The organism is Echinicola marina (genome assembly GCF_020463795.1).
Classification (GTDB): Bacteria; Bacteroidota; Bacteroidia; order Cytophagales; family Cyclobacteriaceae; genus Echinicola; species Echinicola marina.
In genome coordinates this window covers 5,675,755-5,693,670 of the sequence record NZ_CP080025.1, presented here as the reverse complement: position 1 = coordinate 5,693,670, position 17,916 = coordinate 5,675,755, and the positions used below count along the sequence as shown (strand labels likewise).

The window sequence follows — 17,916 nt, the reverse complement described above, 5'->3', positions numbered from 1 at the left end:
TGACTTAACTGCTGTTTAGTATTAAGGTCATGTTGATTATTATTGGTTTTTGGTTTATGAATATAGTAAAATAAGCCCATGAAAATCTTGGGATACTTTATAAAAGGCTAAATTATTTTAGCTGTAATCAACTTGGTTGAGACCACCATAGTAGGTGTGCAATTGCTTTGGTCTTTTCTTAATGAAAGTCGGGGATAGTTTGCGGCTTCCAATTTGGAATATACAAAAAAAATAATGGAATAAGAATAAATAATATTAAAGAGATCAATACTTGATAAGTGCTTAAGTATAGCTGGTATTTTAAAGACAAAATCTTATTTTTAATGAAAAGACATTACATAATGTTCTTTCGGCCAATTAGTTCCTGGATTTGATTGAATGCCTTGGTCAAAAATGTCTTTTCATCTTAAATGGACCCAAATATGATAGACCTATCTTTTTATGGATTTCCCTGTTCAGACAGAAAAGAATGGATAGCTCAGGCGATAAGAGAAGCAGGAATGCGGTCAGAGGAGGATTTTGTTATTAAGGATAAAATCGAAGGCTTAAATATACTCCCATTTTTTACTTTAGATGAACATAATGAGAAATATCAAATAGGGGAGGGGCAGACAAAAATGTCAAGGGGACATGGATGGGGAAATGTCAGCAGTTTTGATCTGGATCGGGAAAGCCATAAAGATTTACTTGATACGCTTAATTTGGGGATAGATGGTCTTATCTTAAAATGGTCAGGAGAGGGTGATATTGCTGAAAAGTTGATAGGGCTAAACCCTCAGCATGTCCATCTTTGGTTGGCTCCAAAAAAAGATGGAATAGCTGTTTTGAAGGCTTTTCTGCATTGGGCAAAAGATCAACCACAGGAGGCTATCAAGGGGGGATTTTTATGGGATCCCATGGAGGAGATGCTTTGTGAGGGTAGAGAAGATCCTGAACTATTTGATAAGCTTGAAGAGATTAACCAATTGACCAGCCAATATCCCCAATTTCGGGGTATTTGTATAGATATGGGGATTTATCTGGACAGTGGAGGGAATACAGCTCAGCAGTTGTCTTTTGGCATGATAGGGCTATCAGAAGTATTGAAAAATCTTTGTATTGGAGGAATCGATATAGCGCGTGTTTTCAATAATGTTATGGTCAAAGCGGCTGTAGGAGGAGATTATTTTTTGAATATCGCCAAGCTAAAACTGATCAGGGTATTTGCAGATCAAATTGCTAAGCTATATGGGGCCAGTTATTCGGTAGAGCAGATGATCATCTTTGCTCACAGTGCTTTATGGACCAAATCCCATCATGACCAGTATACCAATATGGTTCGAAATACTATTGAGAGTTTAATGGCTATAAATGGAAACAGTGACCAGCTATTTGTTGGAAAAAGTGATTTGTCTCAAGAGTTTCCAGATGTTTCTTCTAAGCGATTGACTGCCAATATTTCAAATTTATTGAAGCTTGAATCCCATTTGGACACGATAGGAAATCCTAGTGGAGGTGCTTTCTATCTTGACTTTTTATTGGATAGGCTTTTTGATAAGGTAAAGGAAAAGTTGATTGAGCTGGAGGAAAAAGGAGGGTGGTTGGCATGTTTTAATTCCGGAAAGATTCAAGATGAAATAAAGTTGACCCGGAATCTACAGGTGGAGGCTTTGCGGGATAAGGATCAGATAATGGTCGGAGTAAATGCTTATAAGGAGGAAGATATAGGCGATGGCTTTGGTTTTGGGGAAGACTGGGAAGAATCCAAATTACAGCTAAGAAGAATTCCGAAAAGTGTTTTGTACCATAAACTTAATATTTCTTCCAAATGAAGCTTGATTTTCACCTTTTAAAAAAGGATACCCTAAAACAGTCAATGGGAAGAAGGGAGGATGTTAGAAATCCTGTTCATGTAGGCTATGTGTCGGGGATTCCACCTTTCCTTAAGGGGCCTTATAGTACCATGTATTTTACTCGGCCATGGACCATTCGTCAATATGCGGGTTTTTCTACAGCGGAAGCTTCCAATGAATTTTACAGGAAAAACCTAGCTGCAGGACAAAAAGGCTTATCAGTAGCTTTTGACTTGGCCACTCATAGAGGTTATGATTCAGATCATCCCAGGGTGCAAGGGGATGTAGGTATGGCTGGAGTGGCTGTTGATTCGGTATTGGATATGAAGCTGTTGTTTGATCAGATTCCTTTGGACAAGATGTCTGTTTCTATGACCATGAATGGAGCCGTAATTCCTATCATGGCTTTTTATATTGTAGCTGCGGAAGAACAGGGCGTTAAACCTGAAAAGTTAAAAGGAACTATTCAAAATGATATTTTAAAGGAGTTCATGGTAAGGAATACCTATATCTATCCTCCTGAGCCTTCTATGAAAATTGTGGCAGACATCTTTGAATATACGACCAAGTATATGCCTGGTTTTAATTCCATTTCTATATCAGGTTACCATATGCATGAAGCAGGAGCTACTGCTGATTTAGAATTGGCATATACCTTAGCTGATGGTTTGGAATATGTCAAGGCGGGATTGTCAAAAGGTTTGGAAATAGATGATTTTGCTCCCAGGTTGTCCTTTTTTTGGGGAATAGGGATGGACCACTACCGAGAAATAGCCAAACTGCGTGCGGGGCGGTTGCTGTGGGCAAAACTAATGAAAATCTTTAATCCAAAGAATCCCAAATCCTTGATGTTGCGGGCGCACTGCCAAACTTCGGGTTGGTCATTGACGGAACAGGACCCGATGAACAATATAGCCCGGACAAGCATTGAAGCAATGTCTGCCGTATTGGGGCAGACTCAATCACTACATACCAATGCCTTTGACGAAGCCATTTCCTTGCCTTCAGCATTTTCAGCAAGAATTGCCAGGAATACCCAACTTATATTGAGGGAGGAATTTGGTTTGACAAGGGTTGTGGATCCCATGGGAGGGAGTTTGTATTTAGAGGAACTCACGGAAGAGCTGGTTCGAAAGGCTTGGGACCACATACAGGAAGTGGAAAGGGCCGGTGGCATGGCAAAAGCGCTACAGTCTGGTTTTCCTAAGATGAGAATAGAGGAAGCAGCCGCTCAAAAGCAGGCCAGGATTGATAGTGGTTTAGAAGCAATAGTTGGGATCAATAGATTTAAATCTGGAATCCAGCAGGACTTTGATGTTTTGGAGGTGGACAATGCTCAAGTGATCAATAAGCAATTGGCTCGATTGAAGCGGTTGAAATCTGAAAGAAACACAAAAGAAGTAAAGGAAATATTAATGAGAATCACTCAAGCTTCGGCTAGCGGCAATGGTAATTTGTTGGAACTGGCGGTGATCGCAGCCCGAAAAAGAGCTACATTAGGAGAGATATCAATGGCAATGGAAAAAGCATTTGGAAGACATAAAGCAGTAAATAAAACGCTTTCGGGAGTGTATTCAAGGGAAGCAGCACAAGACAAACTGTTTAAGGAGGCGCAATCCCTAACAGATGAATTTGAAAGAATAGATGGCAGGCGACCAAGAATATTGATTGCCAAAATGGGTCAAGATGGGCATGATCGAGGAGCTAAGATAATAGGGACGGGCTTTGCTGATATTGGATTTGATGTGGATATGGGGTCTTTATTTGAGACACCTGAAGAGGTGGCAAAACAGGCTGCAGAAAATGATGTTCACGTGGTCGGTGTATCTTCTTTGGCTGGTGGACATAAAGTCTTGGTGCCAGCATTGATCAAGGCTTTGAAGGGTTTAGGAAGAGGAGATATTGCTGTGGTGGTCGGAGGGGTGATTCCCAAAAAAGACTATGATTTTTTAACTAATGCCGGTGTGTTGGATGTTTTTGGTCCAGGTACAGTGTTGCCTGCCGCAGCCATTAAGATACTCAATCAGTTAATGGAACCTTGATGTTTTTAAGTTGAGAAAATGATGGAGATAACCTTATTGTATGCGGATGATTCAATTAAGGAGGTAGAAGAAAAAATATTGCCTCAATTATCTGATGCCCTAAAAATAGCAATGCCTTATAGCCAAGTGACGGAGTTGGGTTTAAAGGAAGGGGATTTTGTGCTCTGTTATTTGTCGGATGAACAATTGAAAGGATTTCTGCCCCTAGCCGAAGGGCAGGATTGGGGAGTTGGTTTTTTACCCCATCCGGAAATGATATACGCAAGACAGGGGTTTGGAGTAGGGAAAAGTATAGATAAGTCCATTGCGCATGTGCTGGAATCCGAGGAGTTCAAATCTTATGATTTACTTACAGCCAATGGTCAAATTGTATTTGATTCTGTGTCTCTTGGAGATTCCATGAGTCTGATGTATGGACAAGTGGAGCGTACTTGGCTGAAGCAGCTCTCAGAGAGGTTCAAAGGATTTTTTGGCCTTTTTAAAAGGGTGAAATTACATCCCTATACCCTTTTGATTCCTAAGGAAAACGGTGAGAAAGATCAAGCTGATCAGCACTATGAGGAGGTTAATACAGCTGCCTTGGGGATGGTGGTGGTTCCTCATGGGAAGAGCTCCTTGCTTTCGAGAAGGATATTGGAGGATAGTTTTGTCAATGATGGGATGTTGCATGCCCTAATTTTGGCTCCGCAAAGTGTCATGGGGCTGCTAAGCTTTGGATTGGTTGAGTTGTTTAGCAGGAAAGTCCAGGCTTCATTGCCTCCTTTTACAGGACATATCAGAACTTCTGCCTTACAAATAAAGAGTGAAGAGGCTATTGCTTTGAGTATTGATGGAGTGAAACAGCGTGTTTATGAGATTGTATTAGAAACGACCCCGAAGGCACTGAAGATTGTTCCTGGAAGATTTCTTGAAACAGAAGTAGAAGCCAATAATAGAGAGGTTTTTAAAATCCAGGTGCTTCCTAGAGGAGAGCTTAGGGAGGAGTTGTTGAGAGGCCCTTTACCTTATATATACCATGCTACTACAGAGGAATTCAAAGATTTATTTAGTCTTTTAAGGGAAAACTCTAGGCCAAAGTCTACTTTTTTAGTGCTAATGGTGCTATCGACAATCATAGCTACATTTGGTCTATTTGCTAATTCGTCCCCAGTTATTATAGGGGCAATGGTTCTGGCACCTTTAATGTCCCCGATTATATCGCTGAGTATGGGGGTGTTAAGGCAAGATAAGAAATTGGCATTGAATAGCCTTAAGACCTTGGTGTTGGGCTTGCTGTTAGGGTATATTTGTGCTGTACTTTTGACCTGGTTGACTCCTTTAAATACCCTGAATGGCGAAATTACAGCTAGAATAAGGCCTAATTTATTGGATTTGGGGGTCGCGGCAGCTTCAGGTGCTGCCGGAGCCTATGCTCATTCCAAGAAGGAAATAGCGAAAACCTTAGCAGGCGTAGCTATAGCGGTTGCTTTGGTGCCTCCTATGGCTGTTTCAGGAATTGGATTGGGCTGGGCAGACTGGGCTGTGTTTTCTGGTTCCTTACTGCTTTTGGTGACCAATTTGGCTGGAATGGTCTTGTCAGCAGCCTTTACTTTTTTACTCCTGGGTTTTAGTCCTTTTCATTTGGCTAAAAAAGGTTTGGTTTGGTCGTTGGTTTTGGTTTTTTGTGTGAGTGCACCATTGACTTTTGGTTTCACCAATTTGGTGCGTGAAAATAAATTGCTTCAAAAGCTGAGTGGTTACCAAGTAAATGGAGGGATAACTTTGAGGAATGTGGAGGTAAGGAGTTTAAGTCCTATCGTTATTTCGGTGAAAGCGGTTTCCGGCAGGGATTTGTCAGAGGAAGACTTCAAGGAGATCAAAAAGGAAATTGAAGGAATAATAGGAGAGGAGGTAGTACTTGAAATAACCGTTGGCCTAAAAATATAGAAGGTTGGCAAAACCAATTACCAACCTTCCTATCATTGTATTACACAGGAAATTTTAATTTTCTTCTCCTCTAAGTTTGAAGATGGCTCCTTCTAGCGCTTCACTAATTCTGATTTGACAGGCTAGGCGACTCGTCGGGAATAATTCTGGAAGAGTTTCCAATTGGTCAAGTTCTATATCGGTAGCCTCTCCCAATCCATCCTGACCATCCAAAACTTCTACATGGCATGTGGCACAAAGCGCCATGCCTCCACAGGTAGCCAAAACAGGATACTCGGAAGCTTTCAGTACTTCCATTAGGCTTAAGCCCATATCGTCAGGGGCTTCTATTGATTGACGGTTTCCGTCGTGATCTTCTACTTCAAATGTTACCATAACGCAAAAATATAATTAAAATGCATTAACACCATTGACGGTGGTATATTTAAAGCTCAATTTTTGATCTGGATATACATATTTGAAGGCGCTGTGGCACATCAAGGCTGCTTCGTGGAAACCACAAAGGATCAATTTGAGTTTGTTTTCATAGGTGTTGATGTCACCTACTGCGTAGATTCTTTCCACATTGGTGGAATAGTCAGTGGTGTCTACTTCGATGGCATTTTTGTCAATATTTAATCCCCAGTCAGCTATCGGTCCGAGTTTAGGGCTCAAGCCAAATAGTGGGATCAAATAATCTGTATCCACCACGATTTCCTCTTTTGCCTTATTTTTCATGGTGACACTTTGCAGGTGTCCATTGCCAGAAATTTTGGTCAAATTAGAGCTTAGGATCAGGTCAATCTTACCATTGTTGGCAAGGTCAAAGACTTTAGCGGCGGAATCAGGAGCTCCTCTAAAAGTCTCATTTCTGTGTACCAAAGTTACCTTTTCAGCAACATCAGCCAAGAAGATGGTCCAGTCAAGGGCAGAGTCTCCTCCACCTGCTAAAATCACTTTCTTGTCTCGGAATTGCTCAGGATCTTTGACCATATAGGTAATGCCTTTACCTTCAAAGTTTTCAAGGTTTTCCAAAACTGGTTTTCTAGGCTCGAAACATCCCAGGCCACCAGCAATAACAATTACCTGTGCGTGGATTTTTGTCTTATCACTTGTGGTCAAAACAAAAGAACCATCATCCTGCTTGGTCAAGTGATCCACTCTTTCCCCTAGGGTAAAGGTAGGGTTAAAAGGTTCAATTTGTTTCATTAGATTGTCCACCAACTCCTGAGCTTTTACTTCTGGATAGCCAGGAATGTCATAAATTGGCTTTTGTGGATATATTTCAGAGAGCTGTCCCCCCACCTGAGGCAATGCGTCGACCAGGTGACAACGCATTTTAAGCAAGCCTGCTTCAAATACTGTGAATAATCCTACTGGTCCGGCTCCGATGATGCAAATATCAGTTGTTATCATGGTATGAATTAATATTTACTTGCTTTTGTGCAAGGTGAATTGTCTGATTTTCCGTGCAAATATAAAGAGGAAATCAGCCAATTCCATGCGTTATTTAAAACTATTCTAAATTGGTGTATATCGTATTGAGAATTCTTTTGAATTCCTCAAAATCATTCTCATCTAATTTTTCCCAAGCCTTTTCCCTGATCAGTGAGATTTTAGGCTTGAGCTCCTCCACTTTTTCCTGTCCTTCCTTGGTGAGTATAATCTGAAAACTCCTTCTGTCAGCAGGATTTGGGCGCCTTTCTGTATATCCTTTTTTACAAAGGATGTCAATAATTCTAGTTAAAGTTGGTTGATCCTTGAAAACCAAACTGGCCAATTCCGTTTGACTTAAGGACTCATGGTCTGCAAGTCGCTTGAGTATGAGCCATTGGTCTACTGTTACATCAAAATCACCACTTTTAAATTTTTGCTGGGCATATTGTTTTACCCGTCTGGCTGTTCTGTCCAGCAAAAATGAATATTGACTAAATTGTTCTTTTGTCATCGCAATTATTAGTATGACAAATATAATGGAAAAATGTTTTAGGAAAAACAAAACCCTATAAAAAAGATAGGGTTTATGGCTTAGTTTTTTTTCTTACTGATGCTGAGTGGATTTAAAACTTATTTTTTCATTCAATTAAATGAGCTTTTGGATCAGCAGTATGGTTTTTTCAATGCTGTCGGCAATTTGAAATGTCTGATTTTTGCTTAAGCTAAAGGTCAATGGATTTTCCTTTATTTCAATGATCAAATTTTCCGGTAAATGAATGTGATTTTTTTGCAGTGCCAGTTTTAACCATTGTTTGATATGGTCTGGTCCTTGAATGTTGGGGTAGGAAGATATTTCGGTAGGCCTGATTTTTCCAAGCCCTGGATCATAAATAAGTTGTCCATTGGGCAATAATTGGTTGATGCCACCAGATAGTATTAAATCCTCTGGTGTTCCACAAAGCAGGGGAGAACCGCATTGCATGATCCAAAGCTCATCGGCTGTTTCGATGGCTATGTCCAGGTCATGAGTGACAATTAGGATGGATTTTCCTTGTTCTTGAGTAATGTCTCTAAGTAAGTGCATGATTTCGTAGCGGTTCACCAAATCTAAATGAGCAGTAGGCTCATCCAAAATAATTAGATTGCCGTCCTGAGCAAGTGCCCTCGCAATCATGACTTTTTGCAACTGTCCATCGCTAATTTCAGAAATGAATTGATCTTTCAGGTAATAGGTTTTGGTCGCTTTTAAGGCATCTAGAATAATTTTGTTGTCTTCCGGAGTAAGCTTGCCTAACCAGTTGGTGAACGGCGTTCTTCCAAGACTTACCAGTTGCTGAACGGTCAAGTTTCCTCCGGTAATCTTGTCAGTGAGCACTACACTGATATTTTGAGCCAATGATTTGGCAGGATAATGGTTGATACTTTTATTTAAAAATGAAATGTTGCCACTTAGACAGGGGATTTGGCCCAGTATGGTTTTGACCAAGGTGGATTTGCCCACCCCATTTGGGCCAAGTAAGCAAGTGAGCTTTCCTTTTTTTAGCTGGAAGGACAGTGATTCTGCTAAAATATTGGTGCTATTCCTTTTGGTATAACCGATACTTACCAGCTTCCCCTCTAATATGGTTGATTCAGCCTTCATCAAAATTCACTGCTAAAGTTTCTCTTTAAAATTAACCAAATGACTAATGGCGCCCCAAAAAGGGAAGTGATCACATTGATGGGGAGGGTTTCAGCAGAGCCTGGTAGCTGGCTGATGGCGTCACTTGCCAGTAAAAAGGCAGCACCTATTAATGCAGAGGCAGGGAATAGAATCTTATGATCTCCTGTCCTGAAAACCATTCTTGCCAAATGGGGCACTGCGATGCCAACAAATGCAATGGGGCCACAGAAAGCGGTTGCACTACCAGCCAAAATACCTGTACTGATGATCATCGTCCATCTGAGGGATTTTATGTTGATTCCCATGCTGGTGGCATATCTTTCTCCCATCAGCATGGCATTATAAGATTTTACCATAAGCAATACGGGTATAATTCCTGTAAGACAGACCAAGCTTAGTATATATAACTGGCTGCCACTTATTCCTCCCAGGCTTCCCATCGTCCAGATCGTAAACAATTTAAGGTCCTCTGCATTTCCAAAATAGGAAAGTACGCTGACCACGGCTCCTGAGGCACTGCCAAACATGAGCCCAATGATCAGTAGGCTCATGCTGTCTTTGATTTTCCAGGCGGTCAAACTCATCAATAATAAAACGGTAATGGCACCTAGGCTTCCTGAAATTATTACTCCCCATACACCCCAAGTGAGATAATTTCCAGCGTTACCGGTTAAGGACCACCCGAATGCACTACCTCCTAAGATTAAGATGGCAACGCCCAGTCCTGCTCCAGAACTGATACCCAAAACATAAGGGCCAGCCAATGGATTTCGGAAAAAGGTTTGCATTTGAAGTCCACTGAGCGCCAAGGATGTGCCGACTAGTAGGGCAGTGATGGCTTTTGGGATCCTATATTCAAAAAGTATGGTGGCCCAACTAAGTTTACTCATTGGGTTTCCTAATAGTCCTCCCAGCAATTCTTCTATTGGAATATGGACAGAACCAACAGCAATATTGACGAGGAATAGGCATACCACCAGAATTGATCCCGAGAACAGTAATAATCTGGTATGTTTGTTTGCTGATTGCAAGTTTTGGAGACTAGTTTAGTTTCTGGTAAAAATAAGGCTTGTAGCCAGGTAATTGCTCAGGGTGAAAGATTTTTATCAAATCCTTTAAGATGATATCCGGCCTGGAATACCCCAATTCAAAATATTCCAACCCACCAGTCGGACCTCTGGTTAGAGAAAATGTATATACCTGTCCTTTTTGAAAAGCATTGAACTGGGTGTAGCGATGGTCAGCATTTTCCATGCTCTCAAGATCTGTAAATTCTGCAGTGCTGATCCATACGTCTGCATTGATCCCTTTGTCCAAAACATACTCATAACTGAGTTGGAGGCTGCCTGAACTCAAATCCTCTTTGAAAATATATTCACTGCCCGCATCTTTAAGGAAAATTGCTCCCCAATTATTTCCTGAGGGTGCATACCAGATATCCTTGTACATATTACCGCTTAAGACGCTCGGGATGGAGTCAAGGTCTGCCATCTCGATGCTTTTTTTTAGATTTTCGTAGGTGCTTTTTACTTCATTGTACAGTTCTGTGGCTTTTTCCAGTTGCCCGGTCAGTGCACCAGTAAACTTTATCCATTCAGCCCTGCCAAGCGGATGTTGTTCGAGATAATCTCCATTAATAACATTGGGAATATGTGCTTTGCTAAGCAACTGAAGGTCTTTCATATTGTCTCCAAGGGTAGAAATAACTACCAGGTCCGGCTGGAGATCTATTATTTTTTCAATGTTGAATTTTGCTCCTCCCCCCAGTTCCTGAACTTGTTCTTTGGCAATATGCTGCCTGATTTTTTTTGATGAAATTAAGTCCAAATTAGGGAAAGCTATAAGTTTATCACTTATCCCCAGTCTGTCCAAATGAGGGATTTGGGTGGTAGAGGTGAGGATGATTTTTTGAACATCGGCATCGATGACAGCATCGAATTGCTTATCTGGAATTTGAATGTCTTTTGCTTCTTTTACCAAATAGCTGAATGGTTTATGTTCACCGGGGAAAGCATGTGGGACTTCGATGAGTTTGAATCCTTCACCTTGAAATATTTTGAAACCGACAGCATGATCCAGTTGGATTTCTTTCAGGGAAGGACTTTCATTTTTACTTGTTTTTGGAGAACAGGCAAAAGCTAGCAAAAGGATAAAAATAAGAGCTGAGTTTGATCTTGACATGTGTTATAACCCTAAGAATTATTATTGGTTAATCTTGAATTCAGGCTTGTGCCCTTAGAAAATCAAGCCCAAAAATACATCTATGGTTTTTATCTAACAACTTATCAGAAAAATACTCCCAACCGGATGGATGCTCGGTTATAGATAAATGTTTGTTTGTATATGGACCTGTAACCGGGAGGAAGGCCTTCAGGGCCGCCGGGGCTTCCAGGGTCCAAAGTTCCTTCTGTTTCAGTAATGACTTGTCTTTTATATCCCAGGCTTAAGCTAATTTGACCTTTGCCTTTGGTTTTTACCAGCATGCCTGCAATGGGGTTTAGCATAAATCCACCGTCTGTCCAATTGGTGCGGCTGTTTTTTTCGAATGGGACTGTCCCTGCCCCAAGGTCCAAACCACCTAAAAATGAAATTTTTCCCTCTGACCGTGGCACAGCCCTAGCCCCTAATGCAAAAGGCACTATTAAGGTTTTGTAATAATTGTCCAAACCAGTGGTGAAACCTATACTTAGCCAATCATTGGCTTTTACTCCATTGAAGGTCTGAAAGGAAAAAGTAGTATTGGTCAAAGCTTGATTGTTTTGTAAGATGCCTATTTCAGTATGATTGGTGAAAGGGAGTCCCTGAGCCAAGGCACTCCCTTCTGAAAAAAGATTTATCACCAGAGTTAAAATAATCCAACTAAATGATTTGTGGCTAAATGTCATTGAGTATGCTTTAGTAATATTCTTGTCTTTTTATTTCCATACAACTTAATTTAACCAATTGGTTAGGGGTACTGTAGTCAAATTGACAAATTACCTTGTTTCCTATGACAATAAGTGATTTGGGGCCAGGGATTAGGTCAATGGCATTGAGTCCTTTTAGATGTTCCATTTGGTTTTCGTCTATGTTTAGGACATCATTTATCTTGAAGCTTTTTAAGCCATATTCTCCTTCACATACAAAAAGGTTTTCGCCAGATAGTCCAAGTCCATGCGGGTTTTGCATAGGATATGATTTCAATAGATCAGGTTGGGTAGGATCGGTGATATCCAAGACTTCCAGTACATTCATTCCTTGTTGACAGAAATTCCCACTTCTTAAGGTAACGAAAGCGTATTCATCATTAGCTACTACAGGATCACAGCTGGTCAAGTGGGCGTAAACAGATAATTGTTCTGGAGAGGCAGGCGAGGATATGTCGTAGATGTGCATACCTGTGGTTGAGCCAATGAATAATTTATCTTTAAATGGATAAATGGTTTCAATTCCCCAGCCTAAATTTATTTGCTTTACAAATTCTGGGTCTTCTTTTTCGCTAATATCAAATAATCTTAAATCAGACTCATCCACCGCATAGAGGTGGTTGTTGGCTAATGTGAATCTTGCCATAGAGCCTCCTTGGCCATAATTTCCACCATCACCATTGGCAAAAGCCAACATGTCGGATTCTAATAAGATAGGGCCGTTCCAAGGTCTAAAAGGTTGGTCAGAGGTAAGTACTGTGTCTTTCCAAATGGTGAATTCCCCTGTCTCAATAGCACTGTAATGGTTCCTGAAAACATCTTCTTCCCTGTCCAGTAGTTTTATATTAAAGGGATTACTGACATCAAAGGATAAAAGATCAATATAGCTGTCAGCGTAAAGGATATTGTCATTTATGGCAAGGTCTCCGGTTCCCGGGATCTCGATAAAACAAAGGTTTCTTGGAGCTGTAGGGTCGGTATTATCTATGACGTGTATCCCTTCATCTGGTTCGCTGACGAAAAGGTAGTCACCAAAGATGTAAATCTTACCGGTATTATTGATGTTGCGAGGATCTGTTTGTCCTACGTCCATTGCACGAAAGGTCGAGGTCTTGAGAGCTACTGGGTATTTGGTTTCGTAGGTGTAGGTACTTTCTACCTGGTCCTGACAGGCTGTAAGGCAGAGCGCTGCGATCAGTGTGCATAAGCATGAAGTCAAAAAGCGATGAGGTTGTAGAGATAGATTCATGGCCAATTCATTTTTGTTAAAAATGCTTTATATGCCATAGACGTAGGTTTGAATAGAAGTGCTACAGTTGATGAGTGAAAAAATTCTGTGTTTTCGAAATTCGTCCCTTATGTAAGAATGCTTTTCATGTGCTTTTCAAAATTTTCAAATAGTTGAATGTAGCTTTTTATTATATTTTGTGTCAATGCCTTGTCAATATCTTCAGTGTACAGTGAAGTCGCTTTAATCCGGCAGATGATCATGTCCAGCCAACCTTTGCCATCATCAATCAATTCTTCATCAAATGCGTCCAAGGTTACATCTCTTGATCCAGAATAAGGAGGACGACCCTGATCCTTGAAATATTCAGTCATGGTGTTAAGGGCAAGCTCATGGGTAAGTTCAAAGGAGCGATGAAGATGTTGTTCTGATTTGCGATTGATACCTCTGATTTTGATTTCTTCAATTACTTCTTGCAGTTCTGCTAGTGAGCTGGAAAAGTCTTCAAAGTATTTTTCGCAGGTTATTGGCTGGGTCTTCATATTTGTATGTCGTTTTTCTAAAAATACAAAATTCCATGAAAAAAGCACCGAAAAATAATCGGTGCTTATAATTTAATTTTACTCTAAATAATAGTTTTAACGTACACTATAAGATTGCCTAAATGCCCGTCCATTTGGGGTGAGTCCTTCAAGGACCAATCTTCCACTATAGTCTTCTAGGAATTGACCTATTTCCTCTGGATCCTTGGCAGGTTCGCCATTTATTTTGGTGAGAATAAATCCATTTCCAAGACCTAGTTCGTTTAAATATCCTCGGGATAGAGAAGTGATTTTTATCCCATATTCTATTTGCATCTTATCTTTTTCAACAGTGTTAACGGCTTCCAGTCTGGCTCCTAGAAGGGCGGAAGAATAGAACGCTCTTTTGATGATTCCAGTGCCACCTTCCAGGTTCTCAAGTGTGAGGTTGGCCGTCTTAGGTTTGTTGTCCCGGATATAGGAAATATTGATTTTGTCTCCAGGGTAATAATAAGAAAGGGCTTCTTCAAAGCTTCCTTTTCCAGTTATTCTTGTCCCATCAATACCTGTGATGACATCATTAACTTTTAAACCGGATTTTTCGGCAGCCCCATTTCGAATGATATGGCTTACTACTACTCCATCTAAGGATTTTAGATTCATTTCCTCGGCCAGTTCTGGCGTTATTTCTACTGCTTCAATGCCGGGGATTGCTTTTTGGACTTCTCCATATTTTATCAAATCATTGGCGATCTTCGAAGCTATATCTGCAGGTACTGCAAAACCATATCCAGTGTAGGAGCCTGTTCGGGAGAGAATAGCGGTATTGATGCCCACTAGTTCTCCCTTGGTGTTAACCAAGGCTCCTCCTGAGTTACCTGGATTAATGGCCGCATCTGTCTGGATAAAAGATTCCAAGGGGAAATCTCCCCCTAGGATATTGATCTGTCTTTCTTTGGCAGATACAATTCCTGCTGTAACTGTGGAAGTAAGATTAAAAGGGTTGCCCACGGCGATAACCCATTCTCCGATTTTCAGGTCTTTGCTGCTGCCTTTTTGAATGGCAGGTAGCCCTTTAGCTTCGATTTTCAGTACTGCTATATCTGTATTTGGATCAGTGCCAATGAGTTTGGCCTGATAGGTTTTTTTATGATGAACCACTTCTAGTGTTTCTGCATTTTCTACCACGTGGTTATTGGTAATGATATAGCCATCTTCAGAAAAAATCACACCAGAACCTGTGCTGACCCTTGGCGCTGGATTTCCCTGAGGCCCAAAGAAAAAGTCAAACATGCTATATCGTCGGTAGTCCGTACCCGAGAAATTCTTGATAAAGACAACAGATTCTGTGCTTTTTTCAGAAGCTTCCACAAAGGAAACAGGTAAGTCCATAGACGCCGTTGTATTTCTTGGGGTTTCGGCTGTATAATTTACTTGGTGAGATAAGTTTTCTTGCTGTATAAATTCATTTGAAGCTGTATCTACATCATCCATTAGAAATTCCTGATGAGACCATGCCCCCAAAAGGCCAGCAGAAAAAGCAATAATAATAGTTTTTAAGTTTTTTTGCATTTGGCTATTATTTAGAATTACTGAATAAACGCGCTTTTTAGATTTAAGATAAACTCTTTAACATTTTTTAATATTTCTGTTAGTTGTACTTTCTTTATAATTATGGTCAATTGATCCTTGAGGATATTGTCGAGCAATAGCAGTCCAAGGAAATGCCAAATTGCCCAAGGGTGAAAAAGTGGCAAAAAACAAAGGAAAAGTCTTTGAAGCTTGTAAATTTGTCAGCTTATTGAGAAGCCTTTATAATTGCCAAAGAGACAAAACGTCTCCTTAAAGAGAAATAAGACATCAATGTCAAAGAAGAAAAGAGTGGCCCTTTTGGGGTCAACAGGAAGTATCGGGAAGCAGACCTTGGAGGTCATTGCCCAGCATGAGGATAGGTTTGAGGTAGAAGTTTTGACCGCCCAAAATAATGTTGATTTACTTATTGAGCAGTCTTTGGCTTTTATGCCCAATGCAGTGGTCATTGCCAATGAGAATCATTATCCAAAGCTAAAAGCAGCATTGGATCCACATTTTATCAAGGTATATGCCGGTGAGGCTGCATTGGCACAAGTGGTGGAGATGGATAGTATAGATATTGTCCTTACTGCTTTGGTGGGCTATTCAGGCTTATTACCCACGATTAGTGCCATTAATGCCGGGAAACAAATAGCGTTGGCCAACAAAGAAACATTAGTGGTGGCCGGTGAACTGATTACCAAATTGGCTCAGGAGAAAGCAGTGAATATTTATCCTGTTGATTCAGAGCATTCTGCTATTTTTCAGTGTTTGGTAGGCGAATTTCACAATCCTATCGAAAAGCTAATTTTGACCGCTTCGGGTGGGCCCTTTAGAGGGAAGGACAAGGCTTATCTTGCCCATGTGACCAAGGAGCAGGCTTTGAAGCATCCCAATTGGGATATGGGGGCCAAGATTACGATTGACTCTGCATCACTGATGAACAAGGGGCTGGAAGTGATCGAGGCAAAATGGCTTTTTGGGGTCAGTACAGAGCAAATTGAGGTGGTGGTACATCCACAATCAATCATCCATTCCTTGGTTCAGTTTAGAGATGGTAGTATGAAAGCGCAACTTGGGCTTCCGGATATGCGTATTCCTATTCAGTTTGCCCTGAGTTATCCCGATAGATTTGAATCGGACTTTCCAAGGTTTGACTTTAGCGAGTATGCTTCATTGGATTTTGAGGCACCTGATTTGAAGACCTTTAAGAATTTACAATTGGCATTTGATGTCCTTGAAAAGGGAGGGAACAGCCCGTGCGTGTTAAATGCAGCCAATGAGATTGCCGTGGCCGCATTTTTGAGGGATGAAATAGGCTTTTTGGAAATGTCAGATGTAATCGCTGAAACAATTGGCAGGGTGGACTTTGTGTCCAAGCCTGCTTTGGAAGACTTTATAGAGACTGACAAAAAGGCAAGAATAATAACGGAAGAAATAATTAAGCATAAATAATATAACATGGATACTTTAATAATGGTGGGCCAACTCCTGCTGGGGTTATCGATTTTGGTGGGCCTGCATGAAGGCGGTCATATGCTTGCAGCAAAGCTGTTTGGGATGCGGGTCGAGAAGTTTTCTATTGGTTTTCCGCCAAAAATAGTAAGCTTTAAATATGGTGAGACGGAATATTCCTTGGGAGCAATTCCTTTGGGCGGTTTTGTGAAGATTTCTGGTATGGTAGACGAATCCATGGATACAGAGCAGTTGAGTTCTGAACCCAAGCCTTGGGAGTTTAGGGCAAAACCCGCTTGGCAGAGGTTGATTGTGATGTTGGGGGGGATAATTGTCAATGTAATTACAGGTATCATTATTTTTATTGCTTTGGTCTATAACCGTGGAGAGACCTATTTTTCCAGAGAGCAGATTATAGAACATGGTATAGTCGCTTATGATATAGGGCAGCAAATCGGTTTTCAGGATGGAGATAAGGTGCTGGATGTAAACGGCCATACATATGAAAGTTTAGCTGATCTTTCGAGTGGAGATGTGCTGTTGAGTGAAAATGGTTATTATACGGTGGATAGGGATGGTGAAATCTTGAAAATTGATATCCCAAGGGGTTTTATCAACTCATTCTCAAATAAGGAGAGCCTATCTAATTTTATAGATATCGGAGTGCCTTTTACTATTAAAGAAGCTACAAAAGGAAAGCATGCGGCTACTTTTGGTTTGCAGGAAGGCGATAAGATTTTGGCTGTGAATGGGGAAAGAATAAGGTATTTCTCAGATTTCCAGCGTGTATTGGAGGAAAATGCCGCCAAAAAAATTGAGCTTGCCTATGAGAGGAATGGGCAAAGAAAATCAGGTACTATGGATGTCTATGAGGATGGTACCATAGGAGTATTGGTCAATCCACTGATTCAGCCTGTAAGGAAAGAATTTACTTTTAATGAGTCCATCGGTAAAGGAACTGAAAAGGCCTTCAGTGTAGTGATCGTTAATGCCAAAGCATTGGGGAAAATGTTTACTGGGGAAGTTTCTACCAAAAATGTGAGTGGTCCTATTGGAATGGCCAAGATATATGGCAGCCAATGGGATTGGGTGAAATTTTGGAGCATTACAGGTTTGATTTCCATGATTCTCGCCTTTATGAATTTGCTGCCAATTCCAGCCTTGGACGGTGGACATGTGGTGTTTTTGTTATATGAGATGATTTCAGGGAGAAGCCCATCAGAAAAATTCCTAGAGAATGCCCAGAAAGTAGGTATGGTTTTACTACTGGCTTTGATGGTGTTTGCGATTGGAAATGATATATTGAAATTGTTCACCGGAGGTTAAGCATGAAATAGATACTGCCATTTTGTACC

General features: G+C 40.7%; 15 protein-coding genes. 5 read left to right on the top strand and 10 right to left on the bottom strand.

The features are described 5' to 3' along the window. The first annotated feature begins 422 nt into the window (after positions 1–422). The 3 genes from KZP23_RS23015 to KZP23_RS23005 are packed head-to-tail and all read left to right on the top strand — an operon-like array spanning position 423 to position 5,800. On the top strand, positions 423–1,811 hold the full coding sequence (locus tag KZP23_RS23015; protein ID WP_226334134.1) for a methylmalonyl-CoA mutase family protein: 1,389 nt from the start codon (positions 423–425) through the stop codon (positions 1,809–1,811). A gap of 44 nt (positions 1,812–1,855) precedes the next feature. Beyond that, positions 1,856–3,874 carry a methylmalonyl-CoA mutase gene (gene scpA / locus KZP23_RS23010; RefSeq protein ID WP_226336573.1) on the top strand — a complete coding sequence of 673 codons (2,019 nt, stop codon included), beginning with the start codon at positions 1,856–1,858 and terminating at the stop codon, positions 3,872–3,874. A gap of 18 nt (positions 3,875–3,892) precedes the next feature. Continuing rightward, positions 3,893–5,800, top strand: coding sequence for a TIGR00341 family protein (locus KZP23_RS23005; protein ID WP_226334133.1), 1,908 nt, complete (start codon positions 3,893–3,895; stop codon positions 5,798–5,800). A 54-nt stretch (positions 5,801–5,854) separates the two neighbouring features. Here the strand turns inward: KZP23_RS23005 and KZP23_RS23000 are convergent, their stop codons facing one another. The 10 genes from KZP23_RS23000 to KZP23_RS22955 form a co-directional block, all read right to left on the bottom strand. Next, the gene (locus KZP23_RS23000; RefSeq protein WP_226334132.1) at positions 5,855–6,175 is read right to left on the bottom strand and encodes a 2Fe-2S iron-sulfur cluster-binding protein; all 321 of its coding nucleotides are present in this window, start codon (positions 6,173–6,175) and stop codon (positions 5,855–5,857) included. 15 nt (positions 6,176–6,190) lie between these two features. Then, on the bottom strand, positions 6,191–7,195 hold the full coding sequence (locus KZP23_RS22995; RefSeq protein WP_226334131.1) for an NAD(P)/FAD-dependent oxidoreductase: 1,005 nt from the start codon (positions 7,193–7,195) through the stop codon (positions 6,191–6,193). A 100-nt stretch (positions 7,196–7,295) separates the two neighbouring features. Then, positions 7,296–7,727 carry a MarR family winged helix-turn-helix transcriptional regulator gene (locus tag KZP23_RS22990; protein WP_226334130.1) on the bottom strand — a complete coding sequence of 144 codons (432 nt, stop codon included), beginning with the start codon at positions 7,725–7,727 and terminating at the stop codon, positions 7,296–7,298. Positions 7,728–7,862: 135 nt separating this feature from the next. Next, entirely contained in the window at positions 7,863–8,858 is a 996-nt protein-coding gene (locus KZP23_RS22985) for an ABC transporter ATP-binding protein (RefSeq protein ID WP_226334129.1), read from the bottom strand. Continuing rightward, on the bottom strand, positions 8,858–9,910 hold the full coding sequence (locus KZP23_RS22980; RefSeq protein WP_226334128.1) for an iron ABC transporter permease: 1,053 nt from the start codon (positions 9,908–9,910) through the stop codon (positions 8,858–8,860). The genes KZP23_RS22985 and KZP23_RS22980 overlap by 1 nt, the downstream gene beginning before the upstream one ends. A gap of 10 nt (positions 9,911–9,920) precedes the next feature. Continuing rightward, the gene (locus KZP23_RS22975) at positions 9,921–11,060 is read right to left on the bottom strand and encodes an ABC transporter substrate-binding protein (protein WP_226334127.1); all 1,140 of its coding nucleotides are present in this window, start codon (positions 11,058–11,060) and stop codon (positions 9,921–9,923) included. Positions 11,061–11,164: 104 nt separating this feature from the next. Further along, positions 11,165–11,719 (bottom strand): hypothetical protein, encoded by a 555-nt coding sequence (locus KZP23_RS22970; protein WP_226334126.1) that lies wholly within the window; start codon positions 11,717–11,719, stop codon positions 11,165–11,167. A 55-nt stretch (positions 11,720–11,774) separates the two neighbouring features. Next, the gene (locus KZP23_RS22965) at positions 11,775–13,034 is read right to left on the bottom strand and encodes a hypothetical protein (RefSeq protein ID WP_226334125.1); all 1,260 of its coding nucleotides are present in this window, start codon (positions 13,032–13,034) and stop codon (positions 11,775–11,777) included. Between the two features lie 107 nt (positions 13,035–13,141). Continuing rightward, the gene (locus tag KZP23_RS22960) at positions 13,142–13,555 is read right to left on the bottom strand and encodes a nucleotidyltransferase substrate binding protein (protein WP_226334124.1); all 414 of its coding nucleotides are present in this window, start codon (positions 13,553–13,555) and stop codon (positions 13,142–13,144) included. A gap of 96 nt (positions 13,556–13,651) precedes the next feature. Then, positions 13,652–15,106 (bottom strand): S1C family serine protease, encoded by a 1,455-nt coding sequence (locus tag KZP23_RS22955; protein ID WP_226334123.1) that lies wholly within the window; start codon positions 15,104–15,106, stop codon positions 13,652–13,654. A gap of 291 nt (positions 15,107–15,397) precedes the next feature. Between KZP23_RS22955 and KZP23_RS22950 the strand changes: the two genes are divergently transcribed. Both KZP23_RS22950 and rseP read left to right on the top strand, forming a co-directional pair. Further along, a complete protein-coding gene (locus KZP23_RS22950) occupies positions 15,398–16,561 on the top strand; it encodes a 1-deoxy-D-xylulose-5-phosphate reductoisomerase (protein ID WP_226334122.1) in 1,164 nt (387 codons plus the stop codon). Between the two features lie 6 nt (positions 16,562–16,567). Then, positions 16,568–17,887: an RIP metalloprotease RseP gene (gene rseP, locus KZP23_RS22945; RefSeq protein ID WP_226334121.1), complete on the top strand. Its 1,320-nt coding sequence runs from the start codon at positions 16,568–16,570 to the stop codon at positions 17,885–17,887. Positions 17,888–17,916: the final 29 nt, after the last annotated feature.

Excerpts from the sequence above, each read along its gene's own strand:
- scpA (WP_226336573.1), top strand. The coding sequence starts at position 1,856 with ATGGGAAGAAGGGAGGATGTTAGAAATCCTGTTCATGTAGGCTATGTG.
- rseP (WP_226334121.1), top strand. The coding sequence starts at position 16,568 with ATGGATACTTTAATAATGGTGGGCCAACTCCTGCTGGGGTTATCGATT.
- KZP23_RS22975 (WP_226334127.1), bottom strand. The coding sequence starts at position 11,060 with ATGTCAAGATCAAACTCAGCTCTTATTTTTATCCTTTTGCTAGCTTTT.
- KZP23_RS22990 (WP_226334130.1), bottom strand. The coding sequence starts at position 7,727 with ATGACAAAAGAACAATTTAGTCAATATTCATTTTTGCTGGACAGAACA.
- KZP23_RS22960 (WP_226334124.1), bottom strand. The coding sequence starts at position 13,555 with ATGAAGACCCAGCCAATAACCTGCGAAAAATACTTTGAAGACTTTTCC.
- KZP23_RS22955 (WP_226334123.1), bottom strand. The coding sequence starts at position 15,106 with ATGCAAAAAAACTTAAAAACTATTATTATTGCTTTTTCTGCTGGCCTT.
- KZP23_RS22965 (WP_226334125.1), bottom strand. The coding sequence starts at position 13,034 with ATGAATCTATCTCTACAACCTCATCGCTTTTTGACTTCATGCTTATGC.
- KZP23_RS22985 (WP_226334129.1), bottom strand. The coding sequence starts at position 8,858 with ATGAAGGCTGAATCAACCATATTAGAGGGGAAGCTGGTAAGTATCGGT.
- KZP23_RS23000 (WP_226334132.1), bottom strand. The coding sequence starts at position 6,175 with ATGGTAACATTTGAAGTAGAAGATCACGACGGAAACCGTCAATCAATA.
- KZP23_RS22995 (WP_226334131.1), bottom strand. The coding sequence starts at position 7,195 with ATGATAACAACTGATATTTGCATCATCGGAGCCGGACCAGTAGGATTA.
- KZP23_RS23015 (WP_226334134.1), top strand. The coding sequence starts at position 423 with ATGATAGACCTATCTTTTTATGGATTTCCCTGTTCAGACAGAAAAGAA.
- KZP23_RS23005 (WP_226334133.1), top strand. The coding sequence starts at position 3,893 with ATGATGGAGATAACCTTATTGTATGCGGATGATTCAATTAAGGAGGTA.
- KZP23_RS22950 (WP_226334122.1), top strand. The coding sequence starts at position 15,398 with ATGTCAAAGAAGAAAAGAGTGGCCCTTTTGGGGTCAACAGGAAGTATC.